This is a genomic window from Chitinophaga polysaccharea (assembly GCF_902150045.1).
Classification (GTDB): domain Bacteria; phylum Bacteroidota; class Bacteroidia; order Chitinophagales; family Chitinophagaceae; genus Chitinophaga; species Chitinophaga polysaccharea_A.
This window is the reverse complement of the sequence record NZ_CABFVU010000003.1, coordinates 530,066-551,626: the sequence shown is the minus strand read 5'-3', so window position 1 is coordinate 551,626 and position 21,561 is coordinate 530,066. Positions and strand designations below refer to the sequence as shown.

The following is a 21,561-nucleotide window of genomic DNA, read 5'->3' as shown; positions in this document are numbered from 1 at the left end:
TCCGGTGCTAATATTTCGCTGCCTGACCTGCTTTGGGAAGGGAAGCACGAATGAATTCGCGGATATCATTATTGCCGGTAGCCAGATCATCCTTGCGGAGATACATCATATGGCCGCTGCGGTAGCCGCGCCAGGAGAGACGGTCTTTCAGCCGGCCACCAGGGTCCATCTGCCACATGCTGTACTTGGCGTTGAAATAATCGCAGGCGCCGTCGTAGTAGCCCGACTGGATCATTACATGCAGGTAAGGGTTAGCAGCCATTGCCTCGCGGAGGTTTTCGCCGGTGTTGTCGCCGTTCTTATCCCAGGGATGCACGGGGCCAAACATCATGTATTTAAGATCCGTGCTGAACTTCAGTTCCTGGCGGAGATAAATATTGATGGCAGGAGTAAAGGCATGCAGCCAGGAAGTAAGTTCTGCATTGTAATCCGGTCCATTGCCCGCGTCCTCCCGGTCCATGCCCCGGTAACGGGAATCCAGCCGGCCTACGGTAAAGCCTTTATCACGCAGTAATTCTTTCCAGAAAAAATTCGGGGGTACATCCAGGTTATGCTGCAGGATCACTTTTTCTGAAAGCCCGGAATAGCGGGCCATTTTAGATGCGATCGCTTTTCTTTGCTGATCTTCTAAAAAGCCTCCCTGGCTGATAGCCGGTATCAATTCATGAATAGTGAAATTTTCCACTTCGGGTAATACCGCAGTCAGATCCTTCTGTTGCAGATCCGGCGGCAGCATTTTATGATACCATGCGGTGGCTGCGAAATAGGGCAGCCGCAATGCCGCATCCACAGGGCCGTTGCGGGAAATGCCCAGCTCCGTGGGAGATACCAGGATCACGCCATTGAGATACATCCACTGCGCATTCTGCAATTCCAGCGCCAGGCCGGAAACACGGGTGGTACCATAGCTTTCCCCGATCAGGTATTTTGGCGAAGCCCACCTGTTTTGCCTCGACACAAAGGTATTGATCCATTCTGCGAGGTAGCGGATGTCTGCATTTACCCCGAAAAATTTTTCGCGGGGAACATCTTTCCCTATGAGCCTGGAGAAACCGGTGTTGGCCGGATCTATATAAATGATATCAGCAATATCCAGGATGGTTTCAGGGTTTTCGTGTATGCCATAGGGTTGTACCGGGTAACCTTCGTCATCGATATTAAGTAACCGGGGCCCGGTATAAGCGATCTGCATCCATACAGAAGGCGTGCCTGGGCCACCATTAAAGGAAATAACCAGCGGCCGCGCTGCACGGTCTTTTACATCCGTTCTTTCATAATACGTGTAAAAGAGGCCCGCCAATACTTTGCCATCCTGGTCCCATACCGGTTGCGTACCTGCTACCGCCTTATAGGGGATCTTTTGTCCTTTTACGGTGACGTCATGAAAGGTGGTCACCGCTGTATCCGGGTTCAGCACAACAGATCTTTGTGGCGGCGCATCTTCCTTGTTAGCAGGATTAGGTTTACTGTTCTTTTGCTGCGCCTGCAATTGCAGGCTGATGGCGCCTGTTAGCAGCAGCGGCAGCCATAGTTGTTTTCTCGTTAGGTTCATGTAGCAGATCTTGATTGCAGCTAAAGATTAGGCAATTGCTGCAAAAAATCAAGCACATTGGGATGAGTGGGTTATAGCTGGAAATTGCCCGGTTTCTGTGATGACGCCTGATGAGAAGGATAAACATCCCGCGGCAGCGCCTTATGGAGCCATGACTGGATGCTTTAACATCGCTGTATGCAACCGTTTCAGAAAAGGTAATTGGCGGTGAATTGTATGGGCCTGACCAGGACGTTGGCTACCGGGATTTCCGACACGTGCAGCCATTATGGATTGAATAAAGCAGCTTTGGAATTGGTTCTTCGGTAACCGTGCAAGTGGAGTAGTAGATAAAAAGGAAATAGGGATATATTTGTTATTCATTCTTCTTAGTGAGATTTTCTATTTAACATAATATTAATTATAAGGTAATAATAGAGAGATTCAATAAGGACATCTAAGGCTATATTATAACAACATTCAGGTACTGTTATTAACAGCTATACCCAGGTTGGATAAAGCTAACGGTGATTATGAATTGGCAAAAAAGAAATAAATTACAGCTACAGGGTATCCGCAAAAAACAACGCTCTTGCGTATCTGCATCCGTAAGATCTTTCTATCCGGGTTCCTGTGTATACAGTATGGATACTTCCGGTTTCCGCCGTATTTTCACCATATATACGCCATAGTTCCGCCATATATACCCTATACTTATTTAAATACGGCATAATCACAGGTTAATTCTGCCTTACTTCCTGGTGAAGCATAAATGTAACAGGACGGTTCTCCTTAGCAGCAGTTTCCGCGTATCAATAACAACAGATCAAATCATTGTTCCGGGCAAAAACAAACGCCCTGAGAATCGCGTATAATTTTTCCCCGGGAGTATGGACGTAAAATAACCGTTTAACCGGGTATAAGCCATACCTGGTTAAACGGTTATCCCTGCAAAGCGGATCTTATCTTTTTACTGCTGTTACATCAATTTCCACCAGCATGCCATCCAGGGCAAGCCTTGGAACGGGAATCAGGGTGTTTGCGGGAAACTTTTTGTCCGGCCAGATCTTCATGGCTTCCTCTGTGAAAGCCTTCAGCTTTTCTTCATTGTGGTCTACAATCAAGGTTGTGAGCTTTACAACGTCGCTGAATGTTAAGCCCTGCGACTTGAGCGCCGTATCCAGGTTGCTGAATGATTGTTTCAGCTGCGCACGGAAATCATTTGGCAATTGGCCGTCGGCGGTTTCGCCGCCCTGACCGGATATAAAAACCAGCGTATTTCCTGCGGGTACCACCGCAATATGGGAATATGCATTGGGCGCCGGGTCATATAAACCCGGAGGATTGATCACCATTGGAGCTTTTGTTTCCTTTTCCATGTTAATACTTTTGAAGATAATAAATAAGGCGCCTGCCAAAGCCAATACCATTAAGGATATCAGCGTATTTCTGCGAATCATGCCATTGATTTTGTACAAGGCAAAGTAAACGCAAATAGCTACGCAGGAACAGGCACAGAATTACCTCTATGAAGCATAACAGTATCAACCCTGAAAGGTTTCAGCAAACTCAATAACTTCGCCATCGAAGCCGTATAAAAGATGAAATGGTATGCTGATATAACTGCGGTAAAAAGATAAGATCCGCTTTGCAGGGATAACCGTTTAACCAGTTACAGCTAGTACAGCTTTTTTACTTCCAACCGCTGGGCGCCATAAATCCCGGAATGACCGCTGAAATAATAAGCAGTAAAGCAAGCCACTGCAAAATACAGGATATGCTCGGTGCCAAACAATTCTGCGCCCATTAAAGTGCAGGCTATGGGTGTATTGGTGGCGCCGGCAAAAACAGCAATGAATCCCAGTCCTGCAAACAGATCCACCGGTGCGCCTAATATCAGCGCCACCGTATGCCCAAGGGTGGCGCCAATAAAAAATAAAGGCGTTACCTCTCCCCCTTTGAAACCCATTCCCAGGGTAATAGCCGTGAAAACCAGCTTCCAGAGCCAGCTCCAGTCGTTAATATGCCCATTGGGGTCAAAAGCAGCTACAATGCTTACCCCTTCCGGCGATTTGCTGTATACCCCCAATCCAAGGTAATCAGCAGTGCCTGCCACATAGCTTAGCAGTATAATAACAATGCCGCCCACTACAGGGATCAGCCAGGGAATTTTAATATAGGCATTGGCGTTAGCCCTGATATTATGAATGAGTCTGGAGAATAAAAGACTGCTCAAACCAAAAAACACACCGCTCACAATCACCTTCGCCAACAAAGGCAAATTGTGGTGAACAAAAGGAAGCCAGTTCACAAAGGGATCACTCTTATATAATATATGGTAATGGGTATGTTCAATACCCCAGGCGCTGCACACGATGTCGGCAAAAACGGCTGCTATCAGGCAGGGTATCAGCGCATCATAACGCATTACGCCTATGGCCAGCACTTCCAGCGCAAACACGGCTCCTGTAAGCGGGGTTCCAAATACCGCCCCAAACCCTGCGGCAATACCGGTCATGAGTAAAATTCGTATATCCCGGGCCGGTAGTCCTAGCTTTTTGCCTATCAATCCGGCCATGCTGCCGCCGATCTGCACGGCCGTTCCTTCCCGTCCGGCGGAACCGCCAAATAAATGGGTGATGATAGTGGTGATCAGCACCAGCGGCGCCATACGCGCAGGCACGCCGCCTCCCGGCTGGTGGATCTCGTCCATGATCAGGTTGTTGCCTTTTTCGGCATTCTTCCCGCCCAACCGGTACAGCCAGTAAATGAGTACACCCGCCAGCGGCAGGCCAAAAAGCAGCCATTCATGCTGCATACGCAGGTGGGTAACCACTTCCAGCAGCCAAAGGAACAGCGCCACTAAAGATCCTACAATTATGGCAACAGGTATTACCAATACTGTCCAGCGCAGCAACTGTTTAGCTATGGACAATTGTTCCAGCAAAGATTTCGTTTGTTTCATATCCTACAAATAGCAGCGTTATATGGCAGCCATGCTACCACTATAATATTTGTAGGCGCCATCAGACAGCCATGGGCTGACGGTTCTGGTCAGGAAGACACCATTTCCTGTTATCTATCTCACAAAAATAAATTATTCTTTTAATAATCCTGCATAAAATGCAGCGCCCCATAAGGCGGATTTATCATTGTTCACAATATGTATAGGCACACTGGCCAGCAATTCAGCCATCCGGTCGCCCTGCATGTAATGATGATAGAACCCGCCGGTTTCCAGCAATGCTGCTATTTTCGGAGGTATCCCGCCACCCAGGAACAAACCGCCGGTGGCCTTCATTTTCAGCACCAGGTTGCAGGATTCCCTGGCAAGATAGCGGACAAACAGCTCCATCGTTTTAACGCAAACAGGGATCCTTCCTGCTATAGCCGCCTTGCTGATCTCTGCGGCGGCATCGCCGGCATCCATCAATGCCTTCAGATCTGTGGGCTCGTCCATTCCTTTTATATCCCGCAGGAACTCATAGATATCGGTTATACCGGGCCCGCTGATGAGGCGTTCCCAGCTTACCACGTCATATTTCTCCTGGAGGTACCTGAGCAATAAAATATCCAGGTCGGTCCTTGGCGCAAAATCAGTGTGCCCACCTTCGGTTGGAAACGGGTGATGATATTGGCCATCCCAGTACAAACCCGCCATACCAAGCCCCGTGCCCGGTGCTATGATAGCCATGTTCCCCGTATGATCCGCAGCTCCACGGTGCAGGGTGGTGAGCTGATGCGGCGCCAGGGTAGCCAATCCGTATGCAGTGGCCTCAAGGTCATTGATCAGCGCAACGGTCTGGATCCCTGTGCTCTGTCTTATCTCATCTTCACTCAGCTCCCGGCTCAGGTTGGTGAGCTCCACTTTTCCCTTTACCACCGGACCAGCTACGCCAATGCATATACGCTGCGGCGGGGTATCGGTGCTGTCGCTGAGAAAGCGCTTAATTATCTCCGAAAAATTCTGGTACTCACGCGAAGCATACTTTTCCTGGCGTACCAGCTCCAGTTCTCCATTCAGGCTGCTGAACAAGGCCAGGTTTGTTTTGGTGCCCCCCAGATCTCCCGCCAGCAGGTAGGTTTTGGTATCCCCACTGTTTAACGGTTCTATAAAATAAGGGAGGTATTGCTGCTTTTTCATGGTCTGCATCGTAGTGGAACTTTATACTTAAAAATAAGAATTCAACAGGATATGTTTTGTTAATAATTGCCACGGGGGTATTATTGGAACAGCTTTTGTTCCACGGGGTTGAACAATTCCCGGACAAAAATGTAATTCAAAACACAAACCTAAGGCCCATGGAAAGACATACCTATCAGACCGGACTTATTGGCAACTGCGCATTCCTGGCGCATATTAATAAGGATACAAACATCGATTGGCTTTGCTGGCCCCGCATGGATAGTTCCTTTATTTTCGGGGGATTGCTGGATAAAAAGAAAGGCGGCTCCTTTTCCATTTTACCGGAAGCCGATTATTCTTCCCACCAGTACTACCTGGAAAACACCAATGTACTGTGTACTGAAATTACTACCACAGAGGGCAGTTACCGGGTTACTGATTTTGCGCCCCGCTTCCTGCAGTTCGAGCGCTTTTTCAAACCGCTCATGCTGATCCGGAAAATTGAACCGCTGGAAGGCTCTCCCCGCATCCGGGTGAAATGTGAGCCCACCTGCGATTATGGCGCGTCGAAACTACACCCTATGAGAGGCAGCAGTCATATCGAGTTTACGGGCTGCGAGGAAAACATCCGTCTCACCACCAATATTGCTGTCAGCTACCTGATCGATAAAGAGTTTTTTGTACTGAATGATACACGGTACCTGATCCTTACTTATGGCCATCCGCTGGAAGCGCCGCTGGCCAGCACGGCAGAACGTTTTTTCCGGGAAACCGTTTCCTATTGGAGAACCTGGATCAAGCACTCTTCCATTGCCAATTACTTCCAGCCTTATGTGATCCGTTCCGCTTTGGCGCTGAAAATACACCAGTATGAAGATACAGGCGCCATCATTGCCGCCAGTACCACCAGTTTGCCTGAATTCCCTGAAAGCGGGCGTAACTGGGACTACCGCTATTGCTGGATGCGGGATACCTATTATATCATAACAGCCCTGAACCACATCGGCCATTTTGAAGAAATGGAACGGTACTTTGGCTATATTACGGATATCTCTTTTTCGGGCGACTTCCGCTATCAGCCGCTATACGGGATTACCGGGCAAAAGACCCTGTCTGAAACAATACTTCCTCACCTGGATGGCTACATGGGGAACAAACCGGTGCGCGTAGGCAACCAGGCTTTTGAACATATCCAGAACGATATATATGGGCAGGTCCTTATTTCCATGCTTCCATTATATACTGACCATCGTTTTATTTTTTCTGAAAGAAAAGATTCCGACCGTTGGATTGAACTGTTATTAAAGAAGATAGAAAAAACGATTGATGAGAAAGATGCCGGTATCTGGGAATTCAGGAACATGGCTAACGTTCATTGCTATACGAACCTTTTCCAGTGGGCCGGCTGCGCCGCCGCCGAAAAAATGGCCCGCACCATTGGCAACGAGTCCCTGCTGCAAAGAGCCATTGAACTGAAAAACCGTGCTGCTGCGCATATTGAAAGCTGTTACGACCCGGTAAGGAAAGTATACACCAATGCGGCAGGCAGCCAGCACCTGGACGCCAGTACCCTCCAGCTGATTATGATGAACTACCTGGACCCCGCTTCAGAACGGGCCCGCGATCATCTCATTGCGTTGGAAAAAGAATTGAAAACACCGGAAGGATTATTTTACCGCTATCGCCACTCCGATGATTTTGGTAAACCCAAAACCACATTTCTCGTATGTGCGTTTTGGTATGTAGAAGCGCTCGCCTGTGTGGGCCGGCTGGAAGATGCGCAGCGGGAATTCAGCAAACTGCTGCAATACTCCAATCACCTGCTGCTTTTCAGTGAAGATGTGGAGTCTGATACCGGCAGCCAGTGGGGCAATTTCCCGCAGGCTTACAGTCACGTAGGATTGATGAATGCTGCCTATCGCATTGCCATGAAACTGGATACCCCCATTTTTCTATAGTCAGGTGGATATATAAATTAATAAGGAGAGGAGTTTGTGCTCCTCTCCTTTTATTATTTAAACGCTTTCCTTGTTGCGTAAGGTTCTCAGCAAATGCCGCACCTCATGATAGCTTCGCAGGTAATACTGCGCGGCAGATACCTGGCTGCCTACTTTAACAGTAATGGCTTTATGCGGGAGTGCTTTGAAAATGTCTTCGTCTGTAACATCATCGCCCATTGCCATAATGAAGTCGTATTTTTTATGATTCAGCCAGCTCAGGGCGGCCTTACCCTTATTTATTTCCACGTTCTTCACTTCTATCACCTTATCGCCGGGCAATACCTGTAATCCTTTTTCCACGGTGAAGTAGCGCAAGGTGTTCATCAGTTCATTGGCGCGTAGCTCACCAAGACCGGATTCCACTTTGCGGTAATGCCATACCAGCGAGAAACTTTTTTCCTCGATGAATGAACCGGGCGTACGATCGGTGGCCAGCTCCATGATAGGCCGTAGCTCTTTCTTCCATTTATCAGTAAGGCCGGGTAACTGGTACCACTCTCCTGCCTTTGTTTTTTGCCAGGCGCCATGTTCCGCAATAAGATCAAGATGCAGATGCCCAAACCATTCTCCCAGCGTTTCATGATTCCTGCCACTGATCATTACCAGGTCGTTGCCCGGTATGGCGGCCAGCTCCCGCAGCAGCTGGTACAGGTCAGGATCGGGTGAGGCCATATCAATATTGGGCTGGAAGCCCACCAGGGTACCATCATAATCCAGGAAGATGATCCGTTTCTTACTATTGAAATACTGCTGCCTGATCAGCACAGCTGTTTCCTGGTTAACGCGGCGCGCCAGCATATTCTGCTGCATTTCATTTACTTCCTGCAACCGGGTCATAAACAATTTCACCCAGTGATTGATATTGAACTTCGCTACCACGGTGCGCATTTGTTTCATGCGGCGTTGCTGCTCTGCCAGCGGCATATTCAGCGCATCTACAATAGCGCGGGTAATGGCCCCGATGTTGTTGGGATTTACGATAATGGCATCAATTAATTCTTTAGACGCGCCGGCCATCTCGCTCAGGATCAATACGCCATCGTTATTATTCCGGCTGGCAACATATTCCTTGCTCACGAGGTTCATGCCGTCTCGCATGGGGGTTACCAGGCAGATGTCTGCAAAATTATAGAGGGCCGATAATGTTTCCAGCGGGAAGGAACGGTAGAAATACTGGATGGGATGCCAGGCCAGCGTACGGAAACGTGCGTTGATATTTCCTACCAGTTTATCTATTTCATCGCGCAGCTCCTTGTATTGAGGCACCTGGTCGCGCGAGGGCACCACGATCATATACAGCACCACTTTCCCAATGTATTCGGGATGTAGCTGCAGCAGCAGTTCAAAAGCCTGGAGCCTTTGCAATATCCCTTTGCTGTAGTCCAGCCGGTCGATGGACAACACGAGGCGGTCGTTCTGGAAGTTTTCTTTCAGGTTCTTTATCTGTTGCAGCACTTCCGGATCGCTGCCCATTGCTGCGTATTTATTGAAGTCGATGCCCATGGGGAATGTTTCCACCACAATTGCCCGGTCGTTGTACGACACCACATTGGCCGATGTGTTCACCGGCAGGATGCGGCTGGCGGCATTGAGGAAATGGCGGGTATCATCAAAGGTGTGGAAGCCCATCAGATCGGCGCCCAGCATACCTTCCAGGATCTCCGCCCTCCATGGGATGAGGCGGAATAATTCATAAGACGGGAATGGGATGTGCTGGAAGAAACCAATGGAGATCTCCGGCATCTCTGCACGGATCATTCCCGGTAATAACAATAACTGGTAGTCGTGAATCCAGATGATATCTCCCGGTTCCGCTACTTTCATAATAATATCCCTGAATCTTTTATTTACCTGGTAATAGGCATCCCAATAGCTTTGTTCATAGTGGGCATAAACAGCCATATAGTGGAAAACCGGCCACAGTGTTTCGTTGGAAAAACCTTCATAGAAGTTATTGATTTCATCCTGTGTCAGGTAAACCGGCATCAGGTTCATTTTCCGCAGCTGTTTTGTTACTTTCTCCTGTTCTTTCGGATCGGTGATCTCCTGTCCCGGCCAGCCTATCCAGATATTATTTCCCTCCCGGTAAATGGAGCCCAGCCCTGTGGCCAAACCTCCTTCGCTGGGTTGAAGGGTGTAATCCCCATCTGTTTCTGAAATCTTCACCGGTAACCTGTTCGATACAATAATAGTCTTTCGCATAGTCAGTTTATATAATCTATTATCTAATTACATTCAATTGGAATAGCACCAACAAACAAAAAATGCACCCAAAAGAGCGGAACCTACATATATAAATAAATACAATGCTGCTGCAATGGCTATGGTTCATCAACAGGGTTTATCCGGAGCGGATAAAGGGCCAAACCTGTATATGTGTGAAAATGCAAGATAAACATTATCAGGGGGAAAAGGAAGTAAAAATATCTCTCCTGCTATGATTTACGGCCAAGCGTCATCAGTACTACCCCGCATATAACGATGGCAGCGGCAATGCCGATCAGCGAGGTGATGGCTTCATTACCGAAGGCCCATCCCAGGAAAAGGGCTACAACAGGATTGATATAGGCATAAGTGGCGGTGAGCCGTGGTGGCGCATTTTTCGATAACCAGCTGTAAGAGGTATAACCCACCAGTGAGCCGATCAACACCAGGTACAGATAAGCCTGCCAGGCTTCGGTGGTCATCAGCGGTATTTTAGCAATACCACCGGGCTCAAATACAAAACTCATCAGCAGGGAGAACACGCCGCCAGACAACATCTGGATAGCGGTGCTGGTAATTTGCGCAGGCATGGGCAATCTTGGGACCAGCAATGTGCCGGCCGCCCAGCAGATATTTCCCGCTACGATAACGATCACCGGCCACAGGGGGAACTGCCGCGCTTCGTGGTGAACAAATGGGTTAAACAACAGGAACAGCCCGGCAAATCCTACCACGATGCCGAGCATGGTCATGCCCGATGGCCGTTTCTTACTAAAGAAAGCCCAGTCCATTCCCATGATCCAGGCGGGCATAGCGGCCACTATCAACGCTACGATCCCCGAGGGCATATAATTTACTGCCAGGGCCACGGTGGTATTTCCGATGCCGATCAGCAACACGCCCACGAAACAGGCAGCTATCAACTGCCGGCGCCCCGGCCAGGCCTTTTCCCTGAGAATGCCTACCAGCAACAGGATACTGCCGGCTACCAGGAAACGCATAGATGATAACAGAAAGGGCGGCACCACTTTGGTGGCTATCTTCATCCCCAGGTAGGTGGAGCCCCATATTATATATACAGCCAGGAGGCAAAAGATCAGTTTTGACGACAATACACTCTTTCTGTTCATAGTTTCTTTCTTTTGGTACGCTGATAGTTCCGGGTTACTTTATTCACATCCCCACAGGTGCTCATGCTGCACCATTTGCGCGATCCGTTACGGCTTTTGTCCAGGAAAAGCCATCCACAGGCAGGACATTCCTTTACTTCCGCTAACTGGCTGGAAGTAAATAACTCAACGGCCGACTTTATGGGCCACCAGTATACTTGTTCCAATGCGGGGGCATTGAATTGTAAGGCGCCGGCGCCCGCCTGCCAGCTGATCTCAATATTGGCATAGGCTTCCCCCACATAGGTGTTGAACAGCATACTGTCGGCCGCAGCCGGCTTCTTTTTATCCAGGCTCGCGGTAAACAGGCGGTGTAGCAATTCCCTCAACGCAATGCTTTTTTCAAAAACCACTCCTGCCTTCTGCGGGTAATCTTTCGCCAGCCGTTCCAGGGTATGGATAATTTTGGGAGATAATGCCCGGGTATGCCCATACCATTCCAGCAGCTCTTTAAAACCTTTTACATAATCGTGCGGTATTCCTTTCTTCCGGTTGTCGATGGTGTTCACAAAATCGAGGCACAGGATACCGCCGTCGAGCCGGAGTGAGGAGATGGATTTTTGCACTGACATTTGCTTTTTTGTCTTATCCAGGATTTTGATGATTAGGATGATTTCACTGATATTTTTTTGAGCGGTTTTCTTTGTTTTTGTAAAGGTAGGTGATATTATTAACCGGTGAAAGTTATTTTACTGGTTAATAAAAAATGAGGGTAAAACAGGGCATCCATCTATCTAAAACAACACGTAAACAGTTAGTCATTAAATCATTTTAAATCAATACATTGAAAAACAGAAAAAGGCTCCGTAATGAGCCTTTTTCTATGCTATATTGATAGTATTTTAATACACAGATTTATGAGAGTGGGGCAATTTTTCATTTTGCCCTTTCAAGATACATAAATTATTTTACATATACTTCTATAATTGCATTAGTTGGTCTTCTTGGTGCAAGGAAGCTGTCTACCTGGTGGTAATGTTGCTTCAGTTCACCCCTCAGGGCAAAGGGGTAAAAGTTGTTTAAAGTAGGGGCATATTCATAGATCACCAGGTCGTAATGATGGTCCCTGATCTTCTGCGTGAAGGTAGCCAGCTGCCGGTTAAACATTCCCACTCCCAGATGGTACCATAAGGGGTAGTCGGGTCCGGTTTCCAGTTTATAAGGCATGGCCGCCGCCAGCGGGGTAAGCTCCGACATATTCAATACCTTGATGTCGCCCTTCTTTTCAGCTACCACCGGAAGCGCCATAATGTTCTCCATTCCTTTTACGGTAGATGCAGGCATGTATATTTTGCGGAAGGGCTTCAGGTTGGAATATACCCATAACGATACCGGCACATCAGTAGTATCATTATTCAGCATATAGTTATGCCGGTTTACCACGTTCTCATGGCCAGGGCCTGCTGCGGCAGCTTCCTGTGTGGGGAACAAACGGTCGGTAAACCGGCCTATGTATTTCCACCAGGTACCGGACCACCAGAAGAGCACAAGAAAAGTAGCTCCCAGCAAAGGGCGGAACGAATTGACATTTATCTTCAGCAGCTCAAATAAGTAAGACGCAATAAACGCAAACGCAAAACTGTGGAAAAAGATGTTGTTATCCGGAGGCGTATAGCTGGTTACCTGGAAAATGGCTGCTTCCCCTAATATACCCAGTGTGAGCAGGGCAAACAATACCTCCCGGCGTTGCTGCCACCAGGCGCCCCACTGCTTTACTTTAGCCACAATACATAATACCACCAGCACCACATAGGCCTTGATCCAGTTGGAACTGCCAAATATTTCATCAGTAAAATCGGTGATAGCAAGACGGGAACTGTGAGGCGGTTGCCCATGGTTAAACCAGTAACCAAATCCCGGCATGAGGGGCAGGATCATAACAGCGGCCACCAGGGCAAACATGCCCACAAAAACGGGCAGGTCGAGCCAGCGCCTCGTTTGTAAGCTATTATAGGCCAGGAATAAAAGACAGAGCATGAACGCCATTCCCCCTCCATCCTGCTTGGTGAAAACAGACAGGAAAATAAAGAAGGCGGCGCCGAACATGTTGCCGTACTTACGTACACGGCTATCTGAAAACAGGGAACGGAACAAGAAGCTGAGCCCCACCAGTTCAAATACGATCACCGTATGATTATACCAGGGCCAGAAATTAAAGAAGGAATAAGACAGTACAAATACCAGTACAGATAGTAGTCGCACTCCCGGCTGCACGCCCATACTTTTCATGATGGAGCGGAACGCAAACCCGGCCATGATATTCAGGAGCACCTGTGCTTTTACCAGGGAAACGAGCTCCGGGCCGAACAGTTTGAAAAAGATAGCCGGGAAGATCCAGAACCCGTAACCCAGTGGTGTTCCGAAATCCCTGAACGGAATCTGACCTGACGATATCCGGTAAGCGCCTTCCCAGGACAGAAAAATATTAACTCGGTATGGGAATGTTACAAATAAAGGCACCAGGGCCAGCGCGATGATAATGAAGCTTTCTGCAATGGCAGGGCGACTGCCTTTCAATGAAAATTTGGGCATAGTAGATTGGGATTCGCTGTAAATGCTGATTATCCAGTAATATGAATGGCTGCAAAAGTAATCGAATAAATTGTAATTTAGGCCCATCTAACTGATCAAACAACTCCAGGTTCCGTGAAATTTTTAACGCTGTTGAGGCCCAAACACTGGGTAAAGAATGCTTTCCTGTTTATTCCCCTGTTCTTTGCGGGAGAGATATTTAATGTTACCAAACTGCTGGACCTGGCAGTGGCGTTTTTCGCCTTCAGCTTTATTGCCAGCAGTATTTATATACTGAATGACTACCGTGATATAGAGGCCGACCGGCAGCACCCTGTAAAATGCAAACGCCCCCTGGCTTCCGGCACCATCAGCAAACCTGCTGCCCTGGCTCTTTTCCTGATCTGTATTTTTGCGGGTTATGCCCTTGGCATCCTGGTGGGTCAGAAGTTTGTATTTGTGCTGAGCACTTATTTTGTACTGAACCTTCTTTACTGCCTTGGCCTGAAAGATATCTCCATTCTTGATATACTGATCCTCTCTACCGGGTTTGTACTGCGCATAAAGGCCGGTGGCGTGGCCGCCAAACTGGCCATCTCGGAGTGGCTGGTGATCATGGTATTCCTGCTGGCGCTTTTTATGGCCATCGCCAAACGCAGGGATGATATCCTCATCAAAATGGATTCAGGCAGGGAAATGCGGAAAGCCGCCAAAGGATATAACCTCGACTTCCTCAACGTAATGCTGGCCCTCGTTTCGGCAGTGATCATTGTATCTTACCTGATGTACACTATTTCGCCGGAAACCCAGGCCAGGTTCCATACCTACCGCCTTTATTACACCACCCTGTTTGTAATTGGCGGATTATTACGATATTTGCAAATAACCTACGTGGAGAACAGTACAGGTTCTCCCACAAAAATCCTATATAAAGACCGTTTTATTCAATTAACCATCCTCCTGTGGGTCCTGAGTTTTTATGTATTAATTTATTTACCGACAGATAAAACTTTTTTTGAATAATGCAAAAACGGTTAGCCAACTGGGGGAACTACCCTGCTGTTGCCAGCGACGAACATGCTTTTACCCGGGAAGATGAGCTTCGCAATTATGTGGTAGCCAATACACATATGATTGCACGGGGTAACGGCCGCTGCTACGGCGATGCCTCCCTGGGCAAACACAGCATCTCCATGCTGAAGTACGATAAGATGCTTTCCTTTGACACCGGCGCCGGAGTGATGGACGTGCAGGCAGGTGTAACGCTGGACCAGATACTGGATATTATTGTTCCCAAAGGATGGTTTTTACCGGTTACCCCCGGTACCAAATATATTACGGTAGGAGGCGCCGTTGCCTCCGATGTGCACGGAAAGAACCATCATGTGGATGGTGCGTTTTCAGGACATATTATCGACATGGATGTGCTAACCGCCAGTGGCGAAACGATTTGCTGCTCCGCCACTCAGCACCACGACCTGTTCTGGGCCACCTGTGGTGGTATGGGCCTCACCGGGGTGATCACCCGTGTAAAATTCGGGCTTAAAAAGATCAGCACTGCCTATATCCGGCAAACACAACTAAAGGCTAAGAACCTGGAGGAAGTGATCCGGCTGTTTGATGAATACAAGCACTATACCTACTCCATGGCATGGATCGATTGCCTGCAGAAAGGCGATTCCTTTGGCCGGAGCATCCTCATCGTTGGCGAACATGCCAACCCGGAAGAACTGAATGCAAAGCAAAAAGAAGCCCCGCTTACGTTACCGGCTAAACGAAAACTCACGGTTCCTTTCAATCTTCCCTCCTTTGTGCTTAATACTTTTACAGTAAAAGCCTTTAACTGGTTATACTACGGGAAGAATTATAAAAAGGTAATGCAGAAAGTGATCCCTTATGAGCCTTTCTTTTACCCGCTGGATGCGATCCTCCAGTGGAACCGGGGTTATGGTAAGGCGGGCTTTGTACAATACCAGTTTGTAGTATCCCTTGAACAAAAAGACGGCCTGATCGCCATCCTGAAAAAGATCAGTGAAAAAGGATGGGGCTCGTTCCTGGCGGTATTAAAGGTATTTGGCAAACAAGACAGCCTTATCTCCTTCCCGATGGAGGGATATACCCTGGCGCTGGACTTCCCGATCCGCAAGGGATTATTTGAATTCCTGGATGAGCTGGATGAAATAGTATTACAATATGGCGGCCGTTTGTACCTGTCGAAAGATGCAAGGATGAAGCAGGAAATTTTCTGGAACAGCTACCCTAATGCCGGCAGGTTTGCCGAAATTGTAAAACAATATAACAGTGACGCACGTTTTGAATCCCTGCAATCGGAACGTTTATTATTGACAAAATAATTTCCCTGATTAACCAAATACCTCTCATGCCTACCCTTTTAATACTTGGCGCGGGCTCCGACATGGCAGTTGCCATTGCCCGGAAGTTTGCGTCTGAGAAATATGATATCCAGCTGGCCGGCAGGAACACTGCCGCGCTGACGCCACAGCAGCAGGATCTGCAGGTACGTTATAACGTTAACGCCACCACTCACCTGTTTGATGCCACCGATTTTAGCTCCCACAACGCTTTTTACGCCGGTTTACCTGCTGTCCCCGACATAACCATCTGTGTTTTCGGCTACCTGGGGCACCAGGAAAAAGCCCAGGTAAACTGGCAGGAAGCAGCTACTATTATCAACAGTAACTATACCGGCGCCGTTTCTATATTAAATGTGGTGGCAGAAAGTTACGCAGCCAGGAAGCAGGGAACCATTATCGGTATCAGCTCAGTGGCCGGTGAAAGAGGACGGCAGAGCAATTATATGTACGGCAGCGCAAAAGCGGGTTTTACAGCTTATCTTAGCGGACTAAGAAACCGTCTTTTTCGTAGCGGCGTTCACGTGATGAGTGTGCAACCTGGCTTCGTGAATACCCGTATGACCAGCCACCTGCCCCTGCCCCCGCTACTCACCGCACAGCCGGAAACAGTGGCCACCGCAATTTTTAAAGCAGTGAAACGAAAAAAGAATGTGCTGTATGTAAAGTGGCATTGGAGATACATTATGCTCATTATCAAATTAATACCTGAAGGTATTTTCAAAAAATTGTCATTGTGACCATTGCCTTTTTTGACTTCGACGGAACCATCACCACCAGGGATACCCTGTGGGAAATTATCCGCTATCACAGGGGCCGGGCCGCTATGTATGCAGGTATGGTGCAACTGTTGCCCCAGTTGCTGCGCTTCAAATTAAAGATGTTACCGGCACAGGAGATGAAGGAAGAAGTACTCGCGTATTTTTTTGGGGAGATGCCTGTTGCGGATTTTTCTGCCGGGTGTGAGCGCTTCTGCCGGGAACAACTGCCTTCGCTGATCCGTCCGCAGGCATTGGCTGCCATAAGGGATCACCAGCGGCAGGGACATCATGTAGTGGTGGTATCTGCATCTGCGCAGGATTGGGTAGCGCCCTGGTGCAGGCGGGAGAACATCGTTTGCCTGGCTACCCGTCTCGAAGTAAAAAATAAACACCTCACCGGTAAGATCCAGGGAATCAACTGTAACGGCGTAGAAAAAGTAAACCGCATCCGCGAAGCTTACCGGCTTGAAAACTTCCGCGAAATATACGCCTACGGCGATAGTGAAGGCGACCGGCCCATGCTGGCGCTGGCGCAGCATGTTTCATTCAAACCTTTCCGCTGATGCGGAGATCGCCGAAGGCGATCAATAAAAAATGCCTCACCATTACGGCAAGGCACTTTCTATTATTGTAACAGATTGATTGTACGAAGTAGCTGTTATCAGGCAGCTTTGGCTTTCTTCATCTGCGCTGTAACCACTGCAGGTTTCAGCTTAATGATGCCGATGAAGTTCAAAACCTTCATTACCTGGTAGCTTGGGTCCAGTTCATACCATTTCTTGGCAAAGTTAGGACTGTCTTTAAATTTGTGGTGGTTGTTCTGGAACAGTTCGCCCATCAGTACAATGCCCCATGGGGAAGTGTTTCTTGAGTGGTCGTTGTTATCAAAGTTCTGGTAGCCATATTTGTGACCGCACCAGTTAACAATAGCGCCCTGTACAGGTCCCATCAGGAAATGGATAGGCAGCAGTAAATAAAGGTACCACATGCCCGCAGGAACAAACGCTACATAAAATGCTACGTATGCACCCATCCAGAGGAAGCGGGTAATGTTGCTGTCGCCGAACTTATCCATGGCATCCCATTCAGGCAATGGATCCTTGGTAAATTTAGGATCTACCTGGCTGGTACGGGTCACAAAACCATTGTAGATCTTGCGGGTCTGCACCATCATACCCCATACGTCTTTAAAGAAGTGCGGGGAATGCGGATCGTGCTCGGTATCGCTGAACTCGTGATGCATGCGGTGCATAACGCCATAAGCTCTTGGAATCAGGTATGATGAACCCTGGAAAAACCAGGTGCTGAAATAAAAGAATCGTTCCCAGAATTTGCTGGTAGTATACATCTGGTGAGATGCATAACGGTGTAAGTAAAATGTGTGAAAAAACAAGGAAAAGAACCAATGCACACAAAAGAATATCAGGATCGCCGTCATTTCTATACTTTATAAAGTGACAAATAAGCGTCAAAGGTAAGCTAATTAAGCGGATATAAAGCCAGTATTGTCAACCCGGGTGGTGAATAAAATGTTAAAATAATTTTAAATTTTAATTTTTCTTTACCCGACGTAACTCTAAGAGATTCATACCGTTATTGCTGAATCCGGAGATATTGGGCTGTACCAGTCTTACCACTTCATCATAGAACAACGGCACTACTGCGGCGTCTGCCATAAGCATATTATCCATCTCCCGGTATTGGGCATAGCGGATGCTGTCGTTGTTTTCCTCCAGGGAGGCTTCATACAGCCGGTCGAAAGCGGGGTTATGATAGCGGGTGTAATTAGGCGGCGCGGGATTTTTGCTGTAGAACATGGCCAGATAGCTTTCTGCGTCGGGATAATCGGCGATCCAGCTGCCCCTGAAAAACAGCGCCTGGGACTTAGCAGTTTGCTCCAGCAGCAGACTTTTCTGTATAATCTCCACCTGTACCCTTATGCCAATGTTTTCCAGCTGGTTGGCCACATAGTTAGCCAGGTCTGCGTAGATGGGAATAGACAATAACTTAATAACGGGCAGCCCTTTCCCGTCGGGGAAGCCGGCTTCGCGGAGCAGCTGCCGGGCCATGGCAGGGTTACAGGGATACCCTTTTACCTGCTGCGTACTGAAAGACGGCAATCCTGCAGGCACAAAACCCGCAGTGGCGGCGATTCCTATACCATTACGGAGATAGGTCATCATTTTCGTACGGTCTATACCGTAGTTAATGGCCTGCCGGATCTTTTTCCAGCGGAGCGGCGATGCTTTTACGATGGCTATGCTGCTGTCTGTAAGAAAACCCAGGTATTCGGTATTCAGGTAAGGATGTTTGTTCAGCACCATTTTGCCTTCCCATTCCTTGCGGAGCTGCCCCTGTTTGGTGAGCACTTCATCTTTAAAGGAGGCGTCTATGTCGTTCATAAAGTCGAGCTGCCCCTGGCGGAACAGCAGGAACTCGGAGGCCTTGCTTTCGAGGAAGCCCACCTGCACAGCTTCCAGGTAAGGCAGGCGATGCCCGGCGCTATCCGTTTCAAAATAAAGCGGGTTGCGGTGCAGCACCAGGGCCTGTCCTTCGTCCCAGAGAAAAAAGCGGAACGGGCCGGTGCCACAGGGATGATTGCGGAAGTCTTTCCCGTATTTCTCCACCGCCTCATGCGGTACTATAGAGCAATACTGCATGCTGAGAATCCCCAGCACCGGGTGAAAAGGCCGGTAGAGCGTTAGTTCAAAGGTAGAATCATTGAGGGCTTTAAAGCCGCTGTCGGCCGAGAGCTTGCCGTTGAAGATCCAGGCTCCGGGCGATGCGGTAACCGGGTCCATAATCCGGCGGAGGCTGTATACCACATCGTGGGCCGTCATCCTGCGGCCTTTGCCCCCGGGGAAGATGTCGCTGTCGTGGAAGTATACATCCGTTCTCAGGTCGAAGGTATAAGTGCGGTGGTCTGCCGATTCGCGCCACTGCTTTGCCAGCGAGGGCCGGATCACCAGGTTGCTGTCCGGCTCCACCAGGGTATTGTATAATTGCTTTACCGCCCATATTACTTCCTGGCTTTTGGCAAACGCGGGGTCCAGGCTGGCAATTCCATTGGTACTGTTATACCGGAATACGCGCAGCGACTGTTTTTCCGGGCTGCCGCATGCCCCAAGCAGGAGGCTGCATAGCACTGCAAGCCCCCATCTGTATATAACCACCTGGCAATAACTACTTTTCATCTGGCAGTAAATTAATATCTTTCAGGCTAAAATATACGAATAAATATGCGCGGCATACCTATGCTTTGTATAGCCCTAATGGCTACCTTAACTGCAGGGGCACAGCAGTTCAGCAGGGCGGACACGCTGAGAGGCACTATCACTCCACAACGCGCCTGGTGGGATGTTACAAACTACGACCTGCATGTGCGGGTAAACCCGGACGACAGCACCTTCAGCGGGTTCAATACTATTACCTATAAAATACTGAAACCCGATTCCATCATGCAAATAGATCTGCAGGCGCCTATGGTGATAGACAGTGTGGTGCAGGATAAGAAATCACTTCCCGTTACCCGCGACGGCAATGCCTGGTTCATAAAAACAACAGCGCCGCAGGCAAAGGACAGATCCAAAAAGATCACGGTGTTTTACAGCGGCAAGCCCCGCAAAGCGGTTAAAGCACCCTGGGATGGCGGCGTGGTTTGGGCTAAAGACGATAAAGGCCGCCCCTGGATAGCCACTGCCTGCCAGGGCCTGGGCGCCAGCATCTGGTGGCCGAACAAAGACACCCAAAGCGATGAGCCGGAAGACATGACCATCAACGTTACCGTTCCTTCCGATCTTACCGACGTATCCAATGGACGTTTAAAAAAGACCATCGACAACCCCGACGGCACCAAAACCTTTGTGTGGTATGTAGACAATCCCATCAATAATTATGATGTGGCGGTGAACATAGGCAACTATATAGAAATGAAGGATACCTATTCAGGCGAAGGAGGCAAACTGGACCTGGGTTTCTGGGTACTGGATTATAATGAAGACAAGGCACGGGAGCATTTCAAAGTAGTAAAGCCCATGCTGAAATGCTTTGAGTACTGGTTTGGAAAATATCCTTTTTATAAAGACAGCTACAAACTGATTGAGGCCCCATTCCTGGGAATGGAGCACCAGAGCGGGGTTGCGTATGGCAACAAATATCAGATGGGCTACTCCGGCAGGGATCTTTCCGGTACCGGCTGGGGCCTTAAGTGGGACTTCCTCATTATCCATGAAAGCGGCCACGAATGGTTTGGCAACAGCATCACCAGTAAAGACCTGGCTGATATGTGGATCCATGAATCTTTCACCAACTACTCCGAAACCCTTTATACCGAATGCCAATACGGGCGTAAGGCTGCAGATGAATATGTACAGGGCATCCGCAAGAACATCTTAAATGATAAACCTATTATTGCCCCCTATGGCGTTAATGCCGAAGGAAGCGGCGATATGTATTATAAAGGAGCCAACATGCTGCACAACATCCGGCAGATCATGGAAAACGATGAGGCTTTCCGGCAGCTGCTGCGGGGGCTGAACAAAACATTCTATCACCAAACGGTAACAACACAGGAAATTGAAGACTATATGAGCCAGGTGGTAGGCATGAAGCTGGATAAGGTTTTTGACCAGTACCTGCGTCATACCACCATCCCTACGCTGGAATACCGTTTCAATGGGCAGCAGCTGCAGTACCGTTGGGTGTCTGATGTAAAGGACTTTAATATGCCGGTAAAGGTAAAGCTGAGCGATAATGGTTATAAGCTGATATACCCAGGCACGTTATGGCGCAGTTCCAATATTACTTTAACTGATCTGAAGAATTTTGAGGTAGATAAAAACTTCTATATAAATTCAAAAAAGGTAAAATAAAAAAGAGGCTGTATC

General features: G+C 48.4%; 16 protein-coding genes and 1 riboswitch. Of the genes, 6 read left to right on the top strand and 10 right to left on the bottom strand.

Annotated elements, in window-relative coordinates; translation table 11 throughout:
- Positions 1-7 precede the first annotated feature (7 nt).
- From FN124_RS22550 to glk, 4 genes are all read right to left on the bottom strand, one after another.
- The gene (locus tag FN124_RS22550; RefSeq protein ID WP_142687030.1) at positions 8-1,552 is read right to left on the bottom strand and encodes a S10 family peptidase; all 1,545 of its coding nucleotides are present in this window, start codon (positions 1,550-1,552) and stop codon (positions 8-10) included.
- A gap of 941 nt (positions 1,553-2,493) precedes the next feature.
- A complete protein-coding gene (locus tag FN124_RS22545) occupies positions 2,494-2,991 on the bottom strand; it encodes a RidA family protein (RefSeq protein WP_221887868.1) in 498 nt (165 codons plus the stop codon).
- Between the two features lie 218 nt (positions 2,992-3,209).
- Positions 3,210-4,496, bottom strand: coding sequence for a chloride channel protein (locus FN124_RS22540; RefSeq protein WP_142687029.1), 1,287 nt, complete (start codon positions 4,494-4,496; stop codon positions 3,210-3,212).
- 45 nt (positions 4,497-4,541) lie between these two features.
- Positions 4,542-4,613: riboswitch (Fluoride riboswitch) on the bottom strand.
- A 15-nt stretch (positions 4,614-4,628) separates the two neighbouring features.
- The gene (gene glk, locus FN124_RS22535; protein ID WP_260607559.1) at positions 4,629-5,684 is read right to left on the bottom strand and encodes a glucokinase; all 1,056 of its coding nucleotides are present in this window, start codon (positions 5,682-5,684) and stop codon (positions 4,629-4,631) included.
- 149 nt (positions 5,685-5,833) lie between these two features.
- On the opposite strand from glk, the gene FN124_RS22530 reads away from it, so the two are divergent.
- Positions 5,834-7,615 (top strand): glycoside hydrolase family 15 protein, encoded by a 1,782-nt coding sequence (locus tag FN124_RS22530; protein WP_142687028.1) that lies wholly within the window; start codon positions 5,834-5,836, stop codon positions 7,613-7,615.
- Positions 7,616-7,672: 57 nt separating this feature from the next.
- Here the strand turns inward: FN124_RS22530 and FN124_RS22525 are convergent, their stop codons facing one another.
- From FN124_RS22525 to FN124_RS22510, 4 genes are all read right to left on the bottom strand, one after another.
- Positions 7,673-9,859 (bottom strand): bifunctional alpha,alpha-trehalose-phosphate synthase (UDP-forming)/trehalose-phosphatase, encoded by a 2,187-nt coding sequence (locus tag FN124_RS22525; protein WP_142687027.1) that lies wholly within the window; start codon positions 9,857-9,859, stop codon positions 7,673-7,675.
- Positions 9,860-10,092: 233 nt separating this feature from the next.
- Positions 10,093-10,992: an EamA family transporter gene (locus tag FN124_RS22520; protein ID WP_142687026.1), complete on the bottom strand. Its 900-nt coding sequence runs from the start codon at positions 10,990-10,992 to the stop codon at positions 10,093-10,095.
- Positions 10,989-11,603 (bottom strand): CGNR zinc finger domain-containing protein, encoded by a 615-nt coding sequence (locus tag FN124_RS22515; protein WP_142687025.1) that lies wholly within the window; start codon positions 11,601-11,603, stop codon positions 10,989-10,991. The genes FN124_RS22520 and FN124_RS22515 overlap by 4 nt, the downstream gene beginning before the upstream one ends.
- A gap of 331 nt (positions 11,604-11,934) precedes the next feature.
- Positions 11,935-13,563, bottom strand: coding sequence for a hypothetical protein (locus tag FN124_RS22510; RefSeq protein ID WP_142687024.1), 1,629 nt, complete (start codon positions 13,561-13,563; stop codon positions 11,935-11,937).
- Between the two features lie 114 nt (positions 13,564-13,677).
- Between FN124_RS22510 and FN124_RS22505 the strand changes: the two genes are divergently transcribed.
- The 4 genes from FN124_RS22505 to FN124_RS22490 are packed head-to-tail and all read left to right on the top strand — an operon-like array spanning position 13,678 to position 17,238.
- Positions 13,678-14,565 carry a decaprenyl-phosphate phosphoribosyltransferase gene (locus FN124_RS22505; protein ID WP_142687023.1) on the top strand — a complete coding sequence of 296 codons (888 nt, stop codon included), beginning with the start codon at positions 13,678-13,680 and terminating at the stop codon, positions 14,563-14,565.
- A complete protein-coding gene (locus tag FN124_RS22500) occupies positions 14,565-15,896 on the top strand; it encodes an FAD-binding oxidoreductase (RefSeq protein ID WP_142687022.1) in 1,332 nt (443 codons plus the stop codon). Before FN124_RS22505 ends, FN124_RS22500 begins: the two co-directional genes overlap by 1 nt.
- Positions 15,897-15,922: 26 nt before the next feature.
- Positions 15,923-16,654, top strand: a complete 732-nt coding sequence (locus FN124_RS22495; RefSeq protein ID WP_142687021.1) for an SDR family oxidoreductase — start codon at positions 15,923-15,925, stop codon at positions 16,652-16,654.
- Entirely contained in the window at positions 16,651-17,238 is a 588-nt protein-coding gene (locus FN124_RS22490; protein ID WP_185937325.1) for an HAD-IB family hydrolase, read from the top strand. The genes FN124_RS22495 and FN124_RS22490 overlap by 4 nt, the downstream gene beginning before the upstream one ends.
- Before the next feature lie 98 nt (positions 17,239-17,336).
- Here FN124_RS22490 and FN124_RS22485 read toward each other — a convergent pair whose 3' ends face one another.
- Together FN124_RS22485 and FN124_RS22480 are read right to left on the bottom strand one after the other, a co-directional pair.
- Positions 17,337-18,113 carry an acyl-CoA desaturase gene (locus FN124_RS22485; RefSeq protein ID WP_142687019.1) on the bottom strand — a complete coding sequence of 259 codons (777 nt, stop codon included), beginning with the start codon at positions 18,111-18,113 and terminating at the stop codon, positions 17,337-17,339.
- Between the two features lie 112 nt (positions 18,114-18,225).
- The gene (locus tag FN124_RS22480; protein ID WP_142687018.1) at positions 18,226-19,869 is read right to left on the bottom strand and encodes an ABC transporter substrate-binding protein; all 1,644 of its coding nucleotides are present in this window, start codon (positions 19,867-19,869) and stop codon (positions 18,226-18,228) included.
- Between the two features lie 45 nt (positions 19,870-19,914).
- Between FN124_RS22480 and FN124_RS22475 the strand changes: the two genes are divergently transcribed.
- Positions 19,915-21,546 carry a M1 family metallopeptidase gene (locus tag FN124_RS22475; protein ID WP_142687017.1) on the top strand — a complete coding sequence of 544 codons (1,632 nt, stop codon included), beginning with the start codon at positions 19,915-19,917 and terminating at the stop codon, positions 21,544-21,546.
- The last annotated feature ends 15 nt before the right edge of the window (positions 21,547-21,561 follow it).

Excerpts from the sequence above, each read along its gene's own strand:
- FN124_RS22550 (WP_142687030.1), bottom strand. The coding sequence starts at position 1,552 with ATGAACCTAACGAGAAAACAACTATGGCTGCCGCTGCTGCTAACAGGC.
- FN124_RS22545 (WP_221887868.1), bottom strand. The coding sequence starts at position 2,991 with ATGATTCGCAGAAATACGCTGATATCCTTAATGGTATTGGCTTTGGCA.
- FN124_RS22540 (WP_142687029.1), bottom strand. The coding sequence starts at position 4,496 with ATGAAACAAACGAAATCTTTGCTGGAACAATTGTCCATAGCTAAACAG.
- glk (WP_260607559.1), bottom strand. The coding sequence starts at position 5,684 with ATGCAGACCATGAAAAAGCAGCAATACCTCCCTTATTTTATAGAACCG.
- FN124_RS22530 (WP_142687028.1), top strand. The coding sequence starts at position 5,834 with ATGGAAAGACATACCTATCAGACCGGACTTATTGGCAACTGCGCATTC.
- FN124_RS22525 (WP_142687027.1), bottom strand. The coding sequence starts at position 9,859 with ATGCGAAAGACTATTATTGTATCGAACAGGTTACCGGTGAAGATTTCA.
- FN124_RS22520 (WP_142687026.1), bottom strand. The coding sequence starts at position 10,992 with ATGAACAGAAAGAGTGTATTGTCGTCAAAACTGATCTTTTGCCTCCTG.
- FN124_RS22515 (WP_142687025.1), bottom strand. The coding sequence starts at position 11,603 with ATGTCAGTGCAAAAATCCATCTCCTCACTCCGGCTCGACGGCGGTATC.
- FN124_RS22510 (WP_142687024.1), bottom strand. The coding sequence starts at position 13,563 with ATGCCCAAATTTTCATTGAAAGGCAGTCGCCCTGCCATTGCAGAAAGC.
- FN124_RS22500 (WP_142687022.1), top strand. The coding sequence starts at position 14,565 with ATGCAAAAACGGTTAGCCAACTGGGGGAACTACCCTGCTGTTGCCAGC.
- FN124_RS22495 (WP_142687021.1), top strand. The coding sequence starts at position 15,923 with ATGCCTACCCTTTTAATACTTGGCGCGGGCTCCGACATGGCAGTTGCC.
- FN124_RS22485 (WP_142687019.1), bottom strand. The coding sequence starts at position 18,113 with ATGACGGCGATCCTGATATTCTTTTGTGTGCATTGGTTCTTTTCCTTG.
- FN124_RS22480 (WP_142687018.1), bottom strand. The coding sequence starts at position 19,869 with ATGAAAAGTAGTTATTGCCAGGTGGTTATATACAGATGGGGGCTTGCA.
- FN124_RS22475 (WP_142687017.1), top strand. The coding sequence starts at position 19,915 with ATGCGCGGCATACCTATGCTTTGTATAGCCCTAATGGCTACCTTAACT.